The 16,577-nt window shown below is 55.3% G+C and carries 15 protein-coding genes; 8 read left to right on the top strand and 7 right to left on the bottom strand.

The features are described from left to right. Positions 1 to 31: 31 nt before the first annotated feature. The 7 genes from uxaC (at position 32) to QT231_RS15470 (ending at position 8,255) form a co-directional block, all read left to right on the top strand. Entirely contained in the window at positions 32 to 1,450 is a 1,419-nt protein-coding gene (uxaC, locus tag QT231_RS15500; protein ID WP_308337755.1) for a glucuronate isomerase, read from the top strand. Positions 1,451 to 1,480: 30 nt separating this feature from the next. Continuing rightward, a complete protein-coding gene (gene manD, locus QT231_RS15495; protein ID WP_308337754.1) occupies positions 1,481 to 2,692 on the top strand; it encodes a D-mannonate dehydratase ManD in 1,212 nt (403 codons plus the stop codon). A gap of 62 nt (positions 2,693 to 2,754) precedes the next feature. After that, positions 2,755 to 3,777, top strand: a complete 1,023-nt coding sequence (locus tag QT231_RS15490; RefSeq protein WP_308337753.1) for a Zn-dependent oxidoreductase — start codon at positions 2,755 to 2,757, stop codon at positions 3,775 to 3,777. A gap of 86 nt (positions 3,778 to 3,863) precedes the next feature. Beyond that, entirely contained in the window at positions 3,864 to 4,832 is a 969-nt protein-coding gene (locus QT231_RS15485) for a TRAP transporter substrate-binding protein (protein ID WP_308337752.1), read from the top strand. A gap of 95 nt (positions 4,833 to 4,927) precedes the next feature. Then, positions 4,928 to 5,506 (top strand): TRAP transporter small permease, encoded by a 579-nt coding sequence (locus tag QT231_RS15480; protein ID WP_308337751.1) that lies wholly within the window; start codon positions 4,928 to 4,930, stop codon positions 5,504 to 5,506. A gap of 2 nt (positions 5,507 to 5,508) precedes the next feature. Continuing rightward, positions 5,509 to 6,789, top strand: coding sequence for a TRAP transporter large permease (locus QT231_RS15475; protein WP_308337750.1), 1,281 nt, complete (start codon positions 5,509 to 5,511; stop codon positions 6,787 to 6,789). 5 nt (positions 6,790 to 6,794) lie between these two features. Beyond that, positions 6,795 to 8,255 (top strand): mannitol dehydrogenase family protein, encoded by a 1,461-nt coding sequence (locus tag QT231_RS15470; RefSeq protein ID WP_308337749.1) that lies wholly within the window; start codon positions 6,795 to 6,797, stop codon positions 8,253 to 8,255. Between the two features lie 67 nt (positions 8,256 to 8,322). Here the strand turns inward: QT231_RS15470 and QT231_RS15465 are convergent, their stop codons facing one another. The 4 genes from QT231_RS15465 to QT231_RS15450 form a co-directional block, all read right to left on the bottom strand. Further along, positions 8,323 to 9,822, bottom strand: a complete 1,500-nt coding sequence (locus tag QT231_RS15465) for a sodium:solute symporter family protein (RefSeq protein ID WP_308337748.1) — start codon at positions 9,820 to 9,822, stop codon at positions 8,323 to 8,325. Between the two features lie 168 nt (positions 9,823 to 9,990). Then, a complete protein-coding gene (locus tag QT231_RS15460) occupies positions 9,991 to 10,383 on the bottom strand; it encodes a RidA family protein (RefSeq protein ID WP_308337747.1) in 393 nt (130 codons plus the stop codon). Beyond that, the gene (locus tag QT231_RS15455) at positions 10,380 to 11,867 is read right to left on the bottom strand and encodes a D-aminoacylase (protein WP_308337746.1); all 1,488 of its coding nucleotides are present in this window, start codon (positions 11,865 to 11,867) and stop codon (positions 10,380 to 10,382) included. Before QT231_RS15455 ends, QT231_RS15460 begins: the two co-directional genes overlap by 4 nt. A 1-nt stretch (position 11,868) precedes the next feature. Further along, entirely contained in the window at positions 11,869 to 12,732 is an 864-nt protein-coding gene (locus QT231_RS15450; protein ID WP_308337745.1) for a MurR/RpiR family transcriptional regulator, read from the bottom strand. Between the two features lie 114 nt (positions 12,733 to 12,846). Here QT231_RS15450 and QT231_RS15445 point away from each other — a divergent pair, with 114 nt between their 5' ends. Then, on the top strand, positions 12,847 to 14,070 hold the full coding sequence (locus QT231_RS15445; protein ID WP_308337744.1) for an amino acid deaminase: 1,224 nt from the start codon (positions 12,847 to 12,849) through the stop codon (positions 14,068 to 14,070). Between the two features lie 41 nt (positions 14,071 to 14,111). Here QT231_RS15445 and QT231_RS15440 read toward each other — a convergent pair whose 3' ends face one another. Genes QT231_RS15440 through kduI form a run of 3 tightly spaced genes read right to left on the bottom strand, consistent with a single transcriptional unit; the run spans position 14,112 to position 16,569 of the window. Next, positions 14,112 to 14,906, bottom strand: a complete 795-nt coding sequence (locus QT231_RS15440) for an IclR family transcriptional regulator (RefSeq protein ID WP_308337743.1) — start codon at positions 14,904 to 14,906, stop codon at positions 14,112 to 14,114. 55 nt (positions 14,907 to 14,961) lie between these two features. Continuing rightward, entirely contained in the window at positions 14,962 to 15,714 is a 753-nt protein-coding gene (gene kduD, locus QT231_RS15435) for a 2-dehydro-3-deoxy-D-gluconate 5-dehydrogenase KduD (RefSeq protein ID WP_308337742.1), read from the bottom strand. 24 nt (positions 15,715 to 15,738) lie between these two features. Then, positions 15,739 to 16,569 (bottom strand): 5-dehydro-4-deoxy-D-glucuronate isomerase, encoded by an 831-nt coding sequence (kduI, locus tag QT231_RS15430; RefSeq protein WP_308337741.1) that lies wholly within the window; start codon positions 16,567 to 16,569, stop codon positions 15,739 to 15,741. Positions 16,570 to 16,577: the final 8 nt, after the last annotated feature.

Raw genomic sequence — 16,577 nt, 5'->3', positions numbered from 1 at the left:
ATGAGACTCTCATAATAAAGGAGCGAAATTGATGTTTAACGATCATATTGAGTTCATGGGTAAAGACTTCCTGTTAGAAAACGAAGCAGCCCGTCGGCTTTACCATGAACATGCCGCGCTTATGCCGATTTGCGATTATCACTCACACTTAGATCCGGTTGAAATCGCTAATAATATCCAATTCGATAATTTAACCCAGCTATGGCTTAAAGGGGATCACTATAAGTGGCGCGCCATGCGCTGTGCGGGCATCGCTGAGCAGCGAATTACCGGCGATGTCAGTGATAGAGAACGCTTTCAAGCCTGGGCGGAAACGGTACCCGACTGCTTAGGCAATCCGCTCTATCACTGGACGCATCTCGAGCTTAAAAAACCGTTGGGGATCGATAATCTGCTGCTTTCTGCCCAAACAGCTGAGGAGATATGGCAACTGTCGCAACAGCGATTAGCAACCCCTGAGCTGAGTGCCCAAGGTATTTTGCAACACTTTAACGTGCGTACTGTATGTACCACCGATGATCCCGTGGATAGCTTGGAAACCCACCAACGGCACGCAAACGCGAACACTGGGCCGACAATGCTGCCGACATTTCGAGCCGATACGGTGCTGAAAATAGAGCAGCCCGCATTTGTTGATTACCTCGCTAAAATCGAAGCCGCCAGCGGTGTGACGATACAGCGCTTTGATGATTTGCTGGCGGCACTGTTTCAGCGTCTGGAGCATTTCGAGAGTTTAGGCTGCTGCCTTTCCGACCATAGCCTGGAGAAGCCCGTCTTTGTCGCGCCACCTTCTGCCCAGGAGCTGAACCGAATACTCGATAGCAGAAAGCGTGGAAAAACGCTGAGCCAAGACGACGCCCACGGCTTTACCACAGCGGTACTGCTATGGCTCGGCAAAGAGTACGCCCGCCGGGGCTGGGTGATGCAGCTTCATATTGGCGCTTTGCGTGATTTAAGCCAACGGGGGCGGCGTGAAATAGGCGCCAATAGCGGGTTCGATGCGATTGGTGATATTACTTACGCAGAACCCTTGGCGGCGCTGTTGGATGCGCTTGATAGTCAGCACCAACTACCGCGAACCGTGCTTTATAACCTCAACCCCCGTGATAACGAAATGTTGGCCGGTCTGGCGGGCTCCTTTCAAGGCGATGGGATCCCCGGCAAGGTGCAGTTTGGAGCCGCTTGGTGGTTTAACGACCAGCGTGATGGTATTGAGCGTCAACTGACGACCCAAATGCAGTTCGGTCTGCTGCGCCATTTTGTGGGCATGCTGACGGATTCTCGTAGCCTTCTCTCCTTTTCCCGTCACGACTACTTCCGGCGGATTTTTTGCCAGATGCTGGGGGCTCAAATGAACCGTGGTGAGCTACCCAACGATATAGATCGGGTCGGCGAGCTGGTGCGCGCGGTCTGTTACCACAATGTGCAGCGTTACTTATTTGAGCGTTAATTTCTTCTTACTTCTTGTGATGGACTCACTATGATCATTAGCGATGCATATTTAATCGTAACGTCTCCAGGCCGCAACTTTGTAACACTAAAAATTGTTACCGAATCAGGCGTGTATGGGATAGGCGATGCCACCTTAAATGGCCGTGAGTTGGCGGTGGTCGCCTACCTGGAAGAGCATGTGTTACCGACCCTGATTGGGCGTGATGCCGGTCGCATTGAAGATATCTGGCACTACCTTTACCGCGGCGCTTACTGGCGGCGTGGGCCTGTCACTATGAGTGCCATTGCCGCTGTTGATATGGCGCTTTGGGACATTAAGGCAAAGCTTGCAGGCATGCCGCTGTATCAATTGCTCGGCGGTAAAAGCCGTGAGCGAGTGATGGTCTATGGCCATGCAACGGGGCGTGATATCGAAGCCTGCCTGGAAGAGGTAGCCCGCCATGTTGATGAGGGCTACAAAGCGGTACGCGTGCAAGCCGGCGTGCCCGGTATTGCCAGTATTTATGGTGTCGCCAAAAAAGATGGCGAACCCTATGAGCCTGCCGATTCTGATTTACCCGCCGAGCACGTCTGGAGTACCAGCAAATACTTAAATCATGTACCTAAACTTTTTGCCGCCGTGCGGGAGCGCTTCGGTGAAGACCTACATGTTCTGCACGATGTTCATCATCGCCTGACACCCATTGAGGCTGCGCGCTTGGGCAAAGAGGTTGAGCCCTACCATCTATTCTGGCTTGAAGACTGCGTGCCGGCTGAAAATCAGGAGGCGTTTGGGCTTATTCGCCAGCACACCACCACGCCGCTGGCCGTGGGCGAGGTCTTTAATAGCCTGTATGACGCCAAAGCACTGATCGAGAATCAGTGGATCGACTATATACGCGCCACCCTAACCCATGCGGGGGGTATTACCCATATGCGCCGCATCGCCGATTTGGCAGGGCTGTACCACGTGCGCACCGGCTTCCACGGCCCAACGGATCTTTCGCCGGTGTGCCTGGGTGCGGCGATTCACTTTGATACCTGGGTACCCAACTTTGGTATCCAGGAGTATATGCCGCATACCAGTGCCACTGACGAGGTCTTTCCCCACGATTATCGCTTTGAGGACGGCCATTTCATTGTCGGCGAAAAGCCGGGTCACGGCGTTGATATTGACGAGCAACTAGCCAAGCAATACCCCTATAAGCGCGCCAGCCTGCCGGTAAACCGGTTGGAAGATGGCACTCTGTGGCATTGGTGAGCCAGGGGCATGGGTAACTGGTGCAGTGGTAACTAAAAGCGCGGGTAAGGAGATTTACGTCAATGAAAGCATTCCAGGTGAAGGCGCCTCACGACTATCAGGTCGCGGATGTTGAGCCGCCCAAGGTAGCCGCAGGTGAAGCGCTAGTGCGTGTGGCATTTGCCGGGATCTGCGGCTCGGATATGCATATTATCCATGGCGACAACGCCTTTGTACGCTTTCCGCGTATCACCGGCCATGAGTTTGCCGGGGTAGTGGAAGCAGTGGGGGAAGGTGTGCTCGACGTTGCCGTCGGAGATCGCGTGTGCGTTGACCCGGTTATTAGTTGTGGTGAGTGCTACCCCTGCCGTATTGGCCGACCCAATGTATGCAGTTCACTTGAGGTGATCGGAGTGCATCGCGATGGTGGCTTTGAAGAGTTTGTTGCCGTCCCCGCGGCTAACGTGCACCCACTACCCGAGCATATAGGGCTGGACGCTGCTGCCTTGGTTGAGCCTTACACCATTGCTGCCAACGTGCTTGCTCGTATGCAGCCGCACCCTGGTGATCGACTTATGATTCTGGGCGCCGGCGTTATCGGTCTGACGATCCTGCAGATGGCTCTGGCCAAGGGTATCGAAGAGGTCATCGTCACTGACGTTATTAATGAGCGGTTAGTGGCGGCAAAACAGCTTGGGGCAACGCAGGTATTTAATAGCCGCGAGCAGGATGTGGAAAAAGAGGTGCTTGCTTTAACCCAAGGTGAAGGCGTGCCGCTGATTGCCGATGCGGCCTGCGTGCCTGCGCTGTTGCCACAAATGCTGCGCCTGGCATCTCCAGCAGGGCGCATTGGTTTGCTGGGTTTTAGCGTTCAGCCCAGTGATCTTGTGCAGCTAGAGGTGATTAAGAAAGAGCTGACCCTGGTCGGTTCGCGACTCAACAACCGTAAGTTTCCGGAGGTGCTTAAGCTAATGGCAAGTGGGCAGTTGGATCCGTTGGCGTTAGTCAGCCACCGGCTGCCACTAAGTGACATGCCCAATGCCATCGACATGCTTGATCATCGACCAGAAGAGGCCCGCAAAGTGCTGATCCAAATCGGCGCTTGAAGGGTGCTAAACCAACCCACGCCAACCCACACGCAATTAGAAGCTGCAACCAACAACCAACAACACTCGTGTGCAGGAGAACGACAATGATTAAACAACTGATCACCAGCGCTGTTCTTGGGGCCGCTATGCTAGGCAGCCATTCCTTAATGGCGGCAGATTACACCCTGCGCTTTGGCCATTTAGCCAACGAGCAGAACATTTGGCACCAGGCCGCTGAGAAGTTTAAAGAGGAGGTCGAAGCCAACTCCGACGGGCAGATTGAGGTGCGTCTCTACCCCAGTGAGCAACTGGGTAACGAAATGGACGTGATCAATAGTATTCAGCTGGGCACGGCGGATATGACCATCACCGGCGAGAGCTTACAGAACTGGGCGCCGAAAGCCGCGATGATGGCGGTACCTTACGCCTTTCGAGACTCCGAACACCTCCATGCGGCGGTGAATGGTGACATCGGTGCTGAGATTGAAGCCCAGATCACCGAGCGCACTAACCTGGTGCCCCTGGCATGGTTTGAGCGTGGGCCACGGGAGCTGACCTCCAATCGGCCTATCCGCACGCCTGATGAGCTGGATGGGCTACGTCTACGCGTACCGAACGTACCGCTGTTCGTCGATACCTGGCAGGCAATGGGCGCGCGTCCCACCCCGATGGCGTTTAGCGAAGTGTTTACCGCACTGCAGCAAAATACCCTGGAAGGCCAGGAAAACCCGCTTAGCCTGATCGAAAGCGCCAGCTTCAATGAGGTGCAGGACTACGTCAACATGACCGGCCATGTGCGCAGCTGGATCTATGTGGTGATTGGTCGTAACCAGCTGGAAAGCATGCCTGACGAACTTCAGCAGGTGGTTCGTGATGCCGCTCAAACAATGCAAACGTATCAGGCCGAGCTTTTCGTGGATGACCAGGCACGTCTTGAACAAGCGCTTCAGGAACGTGGCATGGAGTTCGTGGAAGTCGACGTCGATGCCTTCGCAGAGAAAGCCCGTCCCGCCGTGCTTGAGGCCTTAACCGACGAGCAGCGCGAGCTCTTTGACGCTATCCAGGATTTGTAAGGTCGTATTTGCAGTGAATTGGTAATGGCGATGGGCTGGCATCTTGCTGGCCCATCTTCGAACTGCCTATGCAGCTTGCCTATAAGGATATGGTGATGAACTCGGATCAAAAAGCGCTTGAACAGGAAGCGTTGGAGAGCCTGGCTTCAATGTCGGCGGTGCCTAAGCTAGAAGGCCCTATCGGGCGTGTGATTGGCTGGGTAGATACGTGCTTTCTGAGCTTGGCGGTTGTGGCGCTCGTTGCCATTGCCGCCACGGTACTGCTGCAAATTTGTTCACGGCTATTTTTGCCGTTTTCGATAGCCTGGACGGAAGAGCTCTCGCGCTATCTGTTTATCTATATGGTGGCGCTATCCGCGGGTGTGGTGCTGCGCCAGAACCGAAACATCAGCGTTGAGCTTTTTCATCACCTGCTGGGGCCGCGGATGCAGGCGGCTTTTCAAGTGTTGATCTGTGCGCTGATTGGTCTATTTGCCTTTCTGGTGCTGCCGTACGCTTGGCAGTATGCACAAAACGGCGCCTGGCAGACCTCGCCAACGCTGCGTGTTCCCATGCTGTATATCTTTTTCTCAACGGTCGTCACCTTTGCGCTACTCCTGGTCTACAGCTTGCTGGGGTGTGTTGAGGGAATTATCGCAATGTGTCGCTCCTCAGCCTCCCCTCAGGAGTCGTAAGCATGGAAGTTATTATCCTGTTTAGCGTTTTCTTGGTTTTGCTTTTGGTGGGCATGCCCATTGCGTTTGCGTTGGGGTTAGCCTCGCTCTCTTACCTTCTGCTTGAAGGCATTTCATTGACCATTGTGCCGCAGCGTATGTACGCGGGTATCGATACCTTCGTGCTGCTCTGTATTCCCGGCTTTGTGCTGGCCGGCAATTTAATGAATGTGGGCAATATTACCGATCATATCGTGCGTTTCTCCAACGCGCTGTTAGGCCATATTCGCGGCGGTCTTGGTTTGGCCAACGTGGCGGGATCGATGATTTTTGGCGGTATCTCCGGCACGGCAGTTGCCGATTCAGCCAGCATCGGTTCGGTGATGATTCCCGGTATGGCGCGCTCGGGTTATGACAAGCCGTTTGCCGCCGCGGTCACCGCTGCCTCGTCAACCGTTGGGCCAATTATACCCCCCAGCGTGCCGATGATTATCGCAGGGTCGCTGAGCGGTATTTCGGTCGGGCGGATGTTCCTGGCGGGTGCAGTGCCTGGGCTTTTGATGGGTCTCGCCATGATGGTCACTGTGTATATTTTGGCCGTTCGGCGTGGTTATCCTAAAGAGCAGCGGGTACCTTTTTTGCAACTGCTGCGCGAAGCCAAAACGGCCTTCTGGGCGCTGCTGATGACCGTGATTATTCTCTACGGCATCATTGGCGGCTTCTTTACCCCCACCGAAGCGTCTATTGTGGCTTGCCTCTATGCCTTGGTCGTCGGCATGTATGTGTATAAAGGCCTGTCGTGGAAAAAGCTCCCGGCGATTTTGTCAGACACCGTATTAACCTCTTCGGCACTGTTGCTGATGGTCGGTTTGGCGAACCTGTTTGGCTGGATACTCACCAGCGAACAAATTCCCCAGATGATCGCTGCGCTTATTCTCTCTTTCAGCGATAACCCACTGATTGTTTTACTCATTCTTAATCTGATTCTGCTGTTTGTCGGCGCTTTTATGGAGACCATCGCCGCCTTAATAATTCTATTCCCTGCATTGGTGGGGGTAGCCACGGGTGTCGGTGTTGATCCGGTGCATTTTGCAGTGATCGCAGTGTTGAACCTGATGATCGGTTTAACCACTCCGCCGGTGGGCGTGTGCCTATTCGTGGTGGCCGGGATTGGCAAACTACCTATGCTGACGGTGGCAAGAGCCATCGTGCCATTTTTGCTCTGCAACTTAGCGGTGTTGTTGTTGGTGACCTATGTCCCCGCGATTTCGCTTTGGTTGCCTAACTTGCTGATGGGAGAGTAGTGACTATGAACCAGCAATGTATTGATGCCATGCCCAAAAGCGGCCAGATCGGGTTTGTTCATTTAGGCTTAGGCGCTTTCCACCGCGCCCATCAGGCGGTCTATTTAGAGCGCTATCGTCAGCGCAGCGGCGATACTGGCTGGGGTGTATGCAGCGCTAACCTACGCTCAAGCATTGGTTTGGTGGACGGTTTAAGCGTGGCAGGGCATCGCTATCATGTGGCTGAGTACGCGGACAGCGAAAGCATTACGCTGCGCGAAATAGGCGTGATCGAAGAAACGTTGTTCTCTGGGCGTGATGGTGCAGGGAACTGGGGGCGTGACGGGGAAGCGCTGCTGGCGCGAATGGCCTCTGCTGATACGCGAATTGTCACTCTGACAGTGACCGAGAAGGGCTACTTTCTTAACCCTGCCAGCGGTGAGTTAAGAGTCGATGATCCGATGATTATCGGCGATATCGCCTCGCCCCGGCAGCCACGCACCGCCCCAGGTTTATTGGTGGAAGCGTTAGCTCGGCGGCGCGAAGCAGGTATCGCCCCTTTTACAGTACTCTCCTGCGACAATATGCCGGATAACGGTAAGCGAACACGCCAGGCGGTGATGCAGCTTGCCAAGCAGCGTGATGCGGAATTAGCCAGTTGGATAGCCAATAAGGTGGCGTTTCCCTGCAGTATGGTGGATCGCATCGTACCCGCGATGACCGACGGTGACTTCGAACGCTTGGCGGCGCTGGGGGTTAATGATCCCAATGCGGTGGTATGTGAAGCTTTCTCTCAGTGGGTGGTGGAAGATAACTTCCCCATGGGGCGGCCAGACTGGGAAGCGGAGGGCGTCGAGATGGTTGCTGACGTGGCGCCGTTTGAAACCATGAAGCTACGTATGCTCAATGGCAGCCACTCCTTGTTGGCCTATCTTGGTGCACTTGCAGGTATCGAAACGGTCTATGACAGCGTCAATCAGGGTGAGCTTCGGGCGTTGTTGCGCCGCTATATGCTTGAAGAGGCAGCACCTACGCTACAGATGCCCGAAGGCATCGATTTAGATGCTTACGCTGAATCGCTGCTGGCGCGCTTTGCCAATGACAGTTTGCGTCATCGTCTGCAGCAAATCGCTATGGATGGCAGCCAAAAGCTACCGCAGCGCTGGCTAACTGGCACGTTGGAACGTGCTAACGCGGGCCAAACGTCACCCTGTGTGGCGCTGGGAATGGCAGCCTGGATTCGCTACACCGCAGGCGAAGATTTGCTGGGGAATAGCTACAGCGTTGATGACCCGCTGGCCGCGCGTTTTGCCTCGCTTCACCAGGCACACGGTTCCGATAGCACTGCACTAGTAGCCGCCTTTTTGGCCATAGACGATGTGGTGCCTAACGCACTGGCAAAAGACAAGGCGTTTGCACAGGCGGTGTTGGCGGCGTATCAAACATTGACCCAGGGCGGGTTGCGTGAGGCGCTCGCAGCGCTATAAATACTTGTATTAAAAACCCCGCTGATTGATTAAATCAGCGGGGTTTTTGGGTACTAATGACTACCTGTTAGCGCGCAGTAGAAGGCGCTTCTGCACTGGTTAGTGTCGGCTCGGGCACTTGCTCCATTCGCTTACGCTCTTGGTCAAGAATCGCCAGCGCCTGAGCGGAGGTAACCCGGGATGCGGGCGTCATCAGACTAACTACCACGCCCGCTACCAGCGCTACTAGCACGGCGGGAATGCTGGGGTTGCCCCAGAAGGACGTCCACTCGCTGTTGGCAATAATCGTTAAGGAAGTCACCGAGGCACAAACAAGCGTGGCGATAGCACCCTGCCAGTTATAGCGCGACCAGAAGCGGCCCAGCATGGCACTCACAAACAGCCCTGACAGAATCGTCGAGATCATGCGGGTGATATAGGTAATGACGTTGTCAGAGGCCAACGCAAACAATAGCGCCAGACCAATGGTTGCCACTAACGCAATGCGCGAAAAGCGCACCACGTTGCGCGCTGAGGGCGTGCGGCCGGTGGCCAGTACATAGAGATCGCGAATAAGCGTGGACACCCCGGCGATGGCATCGGAGCTGGCGCTCGACATCGTAGCGGAGAGACCCGCTACCAATAGCAGTAAACCTAATCCCAGCGGCATGATTTCAGTGGCCAGAAAAGGGAAGGCGTAGTTGCTATTTTCGAGCCCAGGATTAAGCGCGTGGGTGGCCATGCCGATAATGGCGGGAATAATCGAAAAACCCAGGTAAAGAACGCCGGTGATTAAGAACGAGCGGCGTACCGACCCAACTGATTTACCCGAGTAGATACGCTGACGAAAGGAGGGCGTCGCCAGCACACCAATTGCAATAACGGCGGCTAGTGACAGCGCCGGTAGTGCGCCAATTTGGCCAATACCCAGAAAACTGGTGGCGCCCGCATCCATGCCCTCTGTAAGGCCTGAGAGGCCGCCAACCTCTACCAGCGCCAATATTGCCATTAAAATAAAGCCCGCGAAGAGCACAACGGCTTGAATAGTATCTGTCCAGATCACCGCAAAGTAACCGCCGACGACACAATAGATGCCGAAGCCCAACGCCACCAGAATGCGCGCAGTGGTTAGATCGATACCCGCCATCCAGGAGAGGTAGAGACCGCCACCCAGAATGTGCGCGCCCAGCCAGCCGATACAGGCAATATAGATAAGTAGCGCGACCACATTGCGCACCAGCCGGTTGGCGCCCACGTAGTAGGCCAGCTCCTCACTCATGGTCATAAAACGCAGCTTGCGCACCGGGGCAAAACAGACTGCGAGCAACAAAATACCCACGGCACCGCCAAGCCCGTATAAAGCACCTGCCCAGCCGTTGGCGTAACCGAACCCAACGGCGCCCATGCTTGAGCCAGTTCCCACCATGGTCGCAACCGTGGTGCCGACGGTAAGAAAGAGTGGAACGCTACGCCCGCCGAGTAGAAAGTCGTCACCGCTACCGCGCTTATGCCTTGAAACCCACCATCCGAAGACAATCATTGCGACAATATAGAGCACGAAGGTGACAAGGAATATTTGACTGTTCATGTTAACCTCTTATCGTTGTGTATCCGGCCGTTGCCGCGGCCGAAGGTAGACAATGGAAGCGATTACCGCGGGGCTTTTGATCCTAATCACGCGGTAATCTGGCGCTGCACCCTTGCCGGGGTGTGGCGCTTTTTTGTGATACTTGTTTTTAGCTGCTTTTTTAGCTGTTTAGGCGCGATCAGCGCGGAAACACTTCACATCAACTTCTACTTTGCAATCCACCACCAGGTCTTGAACGCTGCAGATGCGTGCCGGTGGGTTGTCGCCAAATATCTCTTTGAATACTTTGTTGAAAGACGTGAAGTAGCGTGCATCGGTCAGCACGGTGGTGACATGCACCACATCTTCGACGCCGAAACCTGCTTCTTGCATGATGGCCAGACAGTTGTCGAAGGCGAGACGGGTCTGCTCTACAATGCCGCCTTCGACGACTTCGCCATCGGTCATGGGTGTTTGGCCGGAAACGTAGAGCCAGCCGCCTGCCTCTACGGCGCGGGCAAAGGGCAGCTTCTGACCGCCGGTGCCTACGCCGCCTTCGGTGCCGTATCGCGTAATGCTCATGGTGTTTGCTCCTGGTGGGGTTGAAAGGAGGGAGTGGATTGAGAAATTCGCTCTGTTCTGCGTAGCATTCGGCCAGAGCGTTGGGCTGAAATTGCGCCTTGGTGATAGGCGATCTTGCCATTCACCACGACCATATCGATGCCTTTAGCGGCGGCTATGGGCGTCTCGTAATTCGCCGTATCTTCCAGCACCGCGAGATCAAAAAGAGTGAGGTCTGCATAAGCACCGACACGAATCACGCCGCGATCCGTTAGGCCGAAATTAGCGGCTGAAAGGCTGGTCATCTTGCGCACCGCTTCTGATAGCGGCATTAGCTTCAAATCGCGGCTGTAGTGGGCCAGAACCCGCGGAAACGCACCCCAAAGCCTCGGATGGGGGTGCGGATCATTCGGCAGGCCGTCGGAACCCACCATGGAGAGCGGGTGCGCTAACACCTGCTGCATATCCGCTTCGCTCATGTTGTGGTAAACCGCTCCCGCAGGCTGTAGCTGTTTGGCAGCCTCTAGAAGAGGCACTCCCCACTCGGCGGCGATCTCTTTGAGTGGGCGGCGTGCCTGCTCTGGGTGGGGTTGAGACCAGGTAATGGTGATCTCGATCTCATCCGTCACCTGGCCCAGGTCGAGGGTGGAGGAGCCTGCGGTGTAGGGGTAGCAGTCGCAGTGAGCATGTTGATGCTGGGCTGCGGCTTCCAGTTTGCCCAGCGCCTTGCCCGCGCCTCCCCAGTTGCCTGCGCCTGCGCATTTCAGATGCGAGATCACCAGCGGTACCTTGCCCTCACGCGCGGTGGTAAAGGCTTCTTCCATGGCATCAAGCAGGCCCGCAAACTCATCGCGAAGATGGGTGGTATAGACACCGCCTGACTCGCCCACCGCTGCCACTAGGGGTGCCATCTCGGAGGTCGGTGCCTGTATCGCGTTGCGATAGGCAAGCCCAGAGCTAAGCCCCAACGCGCCCTCGACCAGCGCTTGGCGTAGCAACGCCTCCATTTGGGCAATTTCTGCTGCAGTGGCGGGCCGGGCAAAGCTGTCCATCACCTGGCTGCGTAGACTGGTATGCCCGACCAGCGCAGCAACGTTAATACTTGGCGTAGCGGCGTCTACGGCGTTGGCATAATCAGCGAAGCTTGGATAACGGAAGTCTTCTAAGTTGCCCAATAAATTCATTGGGTCGGGTACTTCGCTGGCGAGTCTCACTGGGCTTGCGCTGATACCGCAGTTACCCACCACCACTGTAGTAATGCCCTGAGTGAGCTTCGGCAGCATCTCCGGGGTACGAATGACGTTGGTATCGTCGTGTGTATGAACATCAATAAAGCCAGGGGACAGGTAGCGCCCTTGCGCATCGATGATAGTGGAGGCGGTGGCGGAGGGCATCTTGCCGATGGCGCAGATACGTTCGTCGTTAATAGCCACGTCAGCGCGAAAATGCGGGTCACCTGAGCCATCGAGTACGTTGGCATTACGAATGAGTAAGTCGTAAACCATCTTAATCTCCTAAAGGCTGACGGTTATCACCACCGCGATGGTCATCGAGGCTTAGCTTGAGCCGACGTAATTTAGTCCGCGAGCGCTCGCGATGGCGCATGGCGAGCTCAAGCGCTAATACATCGATAACGGCGAGCATGGCGTAGCGGGAGGCGGAAGGATGGAAAATGAAATCGGTTTCACGGGAAGTCACCGGAAGCACGATATCCGACGTGTCGGCTAACGGAGAATTCATCGCGGTGATGGCAATCACCTTAGCGCCGTACTGCTTGGCAATCTGAGCAGACTCGACCATCTCCGGGGTGTAGCCGGTGACCGAGAGCACCACAACCACGTCATCAGGCTCAAGGGTTGATGCCACCATACGGGGGAGCAGTGCTTGAGGGTAAGCTGAGACCGCATAGCCAAGGCGCACCAAACGAAACTGGAACTCTTGGCAAAGAATGCTGGAACCACCACCTGCACCAAACACCAGTATTTGGCGAGCTTTATCCAGCTGCTCAACGGCACCTGCCACATCGGCCTGGGCGAGTAGGTCACGGTTGAGTGCCAGGGTTTGGGTGGCAATGTCATACACCACGCTTGAGTTGTCTTCTGGCGTTGCTTCCTGAATAAATCGCCGCCCAGCGGCCAAGGCGCGGGTTAAGCGTGTTTTTAAGTCGCGCACGTTAGTACAGCCGATAGCGCGTGCAAAACGGGTGACGCTGGCGTCGCTGACCCCGGCGCGCTGGGCAATCTCGCCGATGCTCGCTTCGGTGACAAAGTCGATATCCGCAAAGATTAACTCGGCGACTTTCTTTTCCGCATCACGCAGCGCGGCAAAGTCAGTGGTAATGCGTGACAAAATGTCAATTTCTTGGCTCACCGTGGACTCCTAATGGTTGCCTGATTTGAAAAGTATGTTAGTTTCTAACTTGAAGTCAATAGTTGTGAAAATATCTAACATTGGTGCTGTTTTTAAAAAAGAGGACATTGGCGCATGCAGACAATGGCGTTAGCGGTGGATAAAGGCGGTGTAGAGTTGGGGTCAAACCTTCTGTCAGGTGTCAGCCTGCCGGCCGCCGTAGTGCATGAAGGCCCACTGGTTCATAACGTAGCGTGGATGCAGCAATTCGCAGAAGCCCACGGTGCTCGCTTGGCGCCCCATGGTAAAACCACCATGACGCCTGCACTTTTTCATCGCCAGCTTCAGGCGGGCGCGTGGGGGATTACCTTGGCGACCGCCCCCCAGTGTCGGGCGGCGTTTGCCAATGGCGTCCCCCGGCTGTTAATGGCCAACCAACTGGTCGGCCAGGCCAATATGGCCATCATCGCCAGTCTGATTGAGCAGGGCGCGACGTTTTACTGCGTGGTTGATAGTCAGGAAAACGTGCGCCAGCTAGGGCGATTCTTTGCTGAGCGTTTCTTTGATAAGCGTAGTTTGACACTGTCGGTGCTGATCGAGGTAGGCGTGGAAGGAGGGCGCTGTGGTTGCCGCAATCAGCAGCAGATTCTTTCGCTAGCGGAAGCGATTGCTGATGAGCCCGCACTCGCGTTGGTGGGCCTGGAAGGCTATGAAGGCGTTGTTCACGGCGATGACCCCGAATCTGGCATTCGCGCTTATGCGCAATACTTAGTAGATATTGCCGTAGCGCTTGAAGCTGCTGGACACTTTGCAGAGCCCAACCCAATCGTCACCGCCTCAGGTTCTGCCTGGTACGACGTGATTGCAGAAGCCTTTCAAGGTGCGCCGCTGCAGGGTCGATTTACTCCTGTGTTGCGGCCTGGATGTTATGTGGTTCACGACCATGGGCTCTATCGTGAAGCGCAGACGGCAGTTTTAGGCCGTCGACCGGATTTGCAGCAGGGGCTTGAGCCAGCTCTGGAAGTATTTGCGCAAGTGCAGTCGCTACCTGAGCCTGGGCTTGCCATTATCGCCCTAGGTAAGCGTGATATTGGTCATGACCAGTTGCCCATGGCCTTGCGTCGGTTCCGGGAAGGAGGTGCTCCCTCGCCATCATTGTCGGTTGCCGATTGGGAAGTAACCAAGATCATGGATCAGCACACCTTCGTGCGCCTTCCTGACAACGCTCAGGATGTTGAGGTGGGTGATATCGTCGCTTTTGGCGCCTCTCATCCCTGCTTGACCTTTGATAAGTGGCGCCAGCTATTACTCGTTGACGATCAATTAAACGTTAAAGAGGGTATGGCCACCTGCTTTTAGTGCACCGTTGTAGAGAGTGCCGTTGTTATAGAGAGCGTTATTTAGCTCGTCGTACCTGCTGGTAGACGCCCACCAATAGCCAGCGTCAAGGCGTCTGCTAGCTCCCCTAACTGCTCACGGCAGCGGTCGATGCTGGGCACTTCCCGATGCATCGCTTCAGGAATCAGCGTGAGATAAGGGATAGTGATAACGGCTTCGATAACGTCATGAACCCCAAAGACAGGAAAGCTGATATTAGTTAATCCCTGAACCTGAGGACTGGGCCCGACATAGTAGCCTTGCTGGCGAATCTGCTCAAAGAGGTCGCGTGTACGGGCAACCTCTTGTTGCGTCGCATCGCTGGCAGCGAGTATTCGCTCACGGCGCGACTCATCCAAAAAGGCCAGCATGACGGCCCCAGAGCCGGAGCCACAAATATCGATTTTGGCCCCCAGGCGCAATCCAAAGCCCATCTTGTCGGGGTTTTCATACTGAGCCACTACCAATAGATGGCCAGGGCGGGCAACGCTAAGGTGACACGACTGGGAGATTTCATGGCACAGCTCTTCCATGCGCGGCAGCGCGGCCTGTACTAACCGCTTGGTGGGCGGGAAGCGGTGGGCCATTTCAAACATCTTTAGGGTTAGCTGATAGCGGCTGCCGCTATCATCCATATTCACGTAGCCACGATCCCGTAGCACCATCAGCATACGGTACATCTCATTGGTTTTACGGCCGATCTGCTCGGCAATCGCTTGGGTGCTTAGCGGTTGGGGCGATTGGGCAAGTAGCTCCAAAATATCCAACCCTTTCTCTAAGGCAGGGGCGTGGTACTGCGTTTCAGCCTTCTCCTTCATTCAAGCTCCCTTACGTGATTGCCAATCGCTCGTTGATCTTAACCAAAACGCTGGGTTAGCGTGCCAGCCAGCCGCCGTCTACGGCCAGGGTATGACCATGTACGTAGCGGGCAGCATCGGAGCATAAGAATATCACAGCGCCGGCTAAGTCTTCGGGAGTGCCCCAACGGCCAGCGGGGATTCGGCCAAGTATTTCAGCGTGGCGCTGGGGATCATCGCGCAGTGCTTGGGTGTTGTCGGTGGCCATATAGCCAGGCGCAATGGCATTAACGTTGATGTCATGGCCCGCCCACTCGTTGGCGAGCAGACGCGTTAGACCAAGAATGCCACTTTTGCTGGCGGTGTAGGATGGCACGCGAATACCACCCTGAAACGACAGTAACGACGCGATATTAACGATCTTGCCCGGTGCTTTGCGCTCGATAAGGTGTTTGGCAACCTGCTGGGCAAGAAAGAAAGCGGCTTTTAAATTAACATCGATTACCGCATCCCAATCTTGTTCGGAAAAATCAACCGCCGCCGCCCGGCGAATAATTCCTGCATTGTTGACCAGGATATCCACCTTGCCTGCTTGTGCGATCGCCTGTGAGACAATATCGCTAGGCGCTTGGCTGCCAAGCTCAGCGGTAATGTCGTAAAACTGGCGCCCCAGAGCCTCCACCTGCTGGCGGGTTTCATCAGCAGGGCTTCGGTTGACGCCTACGATATCGGCACCCGCTTGAGCTAGCGCAAGGGCAATCCCCTGGCCGAGCCCCTTATTGCACCCGGTGACCATGGCAACCTGGCCGTTCAATGAAAATAGCGTCATTGGTCAATCTCCCTAAGTCGTGGTTTAGCGCAGCGCTTTGGAAGCGATAAAATCCATATCATCGTAGGTCAGGTTTTCACCGCACATACCCCAAATAAAGGTGTAGCGGCGGGTACCAAAGCCGCAGTGAATCGACCAGCTGGGGTGAATCACGGCTTGTTCATTGGCAACCACGATATGCCGAGTCTCCTGGGGTTCACCACACAGGTGGAACACCACATCGTCTTCGCTCAAGTCAAAATAGAAGTACACTTCCATGCGCCGTTCGTGGGTATGGCAGGGCATGGTGTTCCACATGCTGCCGGGCTCTAATTGGGTAAGCCCCATGGAGAGCTGGCAGGTATCCAGCACATCGGTGTGCAGGTACTTATTAATGGTGCGTACATTGCCGGTTTCCGGGTCGCCAAGGCTGGTGGGCGAGGCATCTTCCGGGCGGATATGACGTAGCTGGTAACGTACATGGGCTGGCGTTGAGTTGATATAGAAGCGCGCAGGCTTGGTAGCGTCGAGGCTCTCAAAGCTGACTTCGCGGCTCTCTTTGGGAATATACAAGCCGTGATGGGTGCCTAGTTCAACCGTTTCACCGTCTACGGTAATGCGACCGGGCGCGCCAATATTGATAACGCCCATTTCCCGTCGCTCTAGAAAATAGTCAACGCCGAGCTCTTTGCCTCCGCTGAGGGTCAGCGGCGAATCAGTGGGCACCGCGCCACCGACAATAATACGGTCAACGTGGCTGTACGTTAGCGGCAGTTGACCCGGCACCATAATCTTGGTGACCAGCATTTTGTCACGCAGGCCCTGGGTATCGAGGGTTTTAAAGTGATCGCTGTGGAGCGCTTGGCGAATATCCATATCAGTTT

The organism is Halomonas sp. SpR1, from assembly GCF_031010175.1.
Lineage (GTDB): Bacteria > Pseudomonadota > Gammaproteobacteria > Pseudomonadales > Halomonadaceae > Vreelandella.
This window is presented reverse-complemented; position numbering and strand designations above follow the sequence as displayed.

Bases quoted from the DNA above. Each gene is read 5' to 3' on its own strand.
- uxaC (WP_308337755.1), top strand. From the start codon at position 32: ATGTTTAACGATCATATTGAGTTCATGGGTAAAGACTTCCTGTTAGAA.
- manD (WP_308337754.1), top strand. From the start codon at position 1,481: ATGATCATTAGCGATGCATATTTAATCGTAACGTCTCCAGGCCGCAAC.
- QT231_RS15490 (WP_308337753.1), top strand. From the start codon at position 2,755: ATGAAAGCATTCCAGGTGAAGGCGCCTCACGACTATCAGGTCGCGGAT.
- QT231_RS15485 (WP_308337752.1), top strand. From the start codon at position 3,864: ATGATTAAACAACTGATCACCAGCGCTGTTCTTGGGGCCGCTATGCTA.
- QT231_RS15480 (WP_308337751.1), top strand. From the start codon at position 4,928: ATGAACTCGGATCAAAAAGCGCTTGAACAGGAAGCGTTGGAGAGCCTG.
- QT231_RS15475 (WP_308337750.1), top strand. From the start codon at position 5,509: ATGGAAGTTATTATCCTGTTTAGCGTTTTCTTGGTTTTGCTTTTGGTG.
- QT231_RS15470 (WP_308337749.1), top strand. From the start codon at position 6,795: ATGAACCAGCAATGTATTGATGCCATGCCCAAAAGCGGCCAGATCGGG.
- QT231_RS15465 (WP_308337748.1), bottom strand. From the start codon at position 9,822: ATGAACAGTCAAATATTCCTTGTCACCTTCGTGCTCTATATTGTCGCA.
- QT231_RS15460 (WP_308337747.1), bottom strand. From the start codon at position 10,383: ATGAGCATTACGCGATACGGCACCGAAGGCGGCGTAGGCACCGGCGGT.
- QT231_RS15455 (WP_308337746.1), bottom strand. From the start codon at position 11,867: ATGGTTTACGACTTACTCATTCGTAATGCCAACGTACTCGATGGCTCA.
- QT231_RS15445 (WP_308337744.1), top strand. From the start codon at position 12,847: ATGCAGACAATGGCGTTAGCGGTGGATAAAGGCGGTGTAGAGTTGGGG.
- QT231_RS15440 (WP_308337743.1), bottom strand. From the start codon at position 14,906: ATGAAGGAGAAGGCTGAAACGCAGTACCACGCCCCTGCCTTAGAGAAA.
- kduD (WP_308337742.1), bottom strand. From the start codon at position 15,714: ATGACGCTATTTTCATTGAACGGCCAGGTTGCCATGGTCACCGGGTGC.
- kduI (WP_308337741.1), bottom strand. From the start codon at position 16,569: ATGGATATTCGCCAAGCGCTCCACAGCGATCACTTTAAAACCCTCGAT.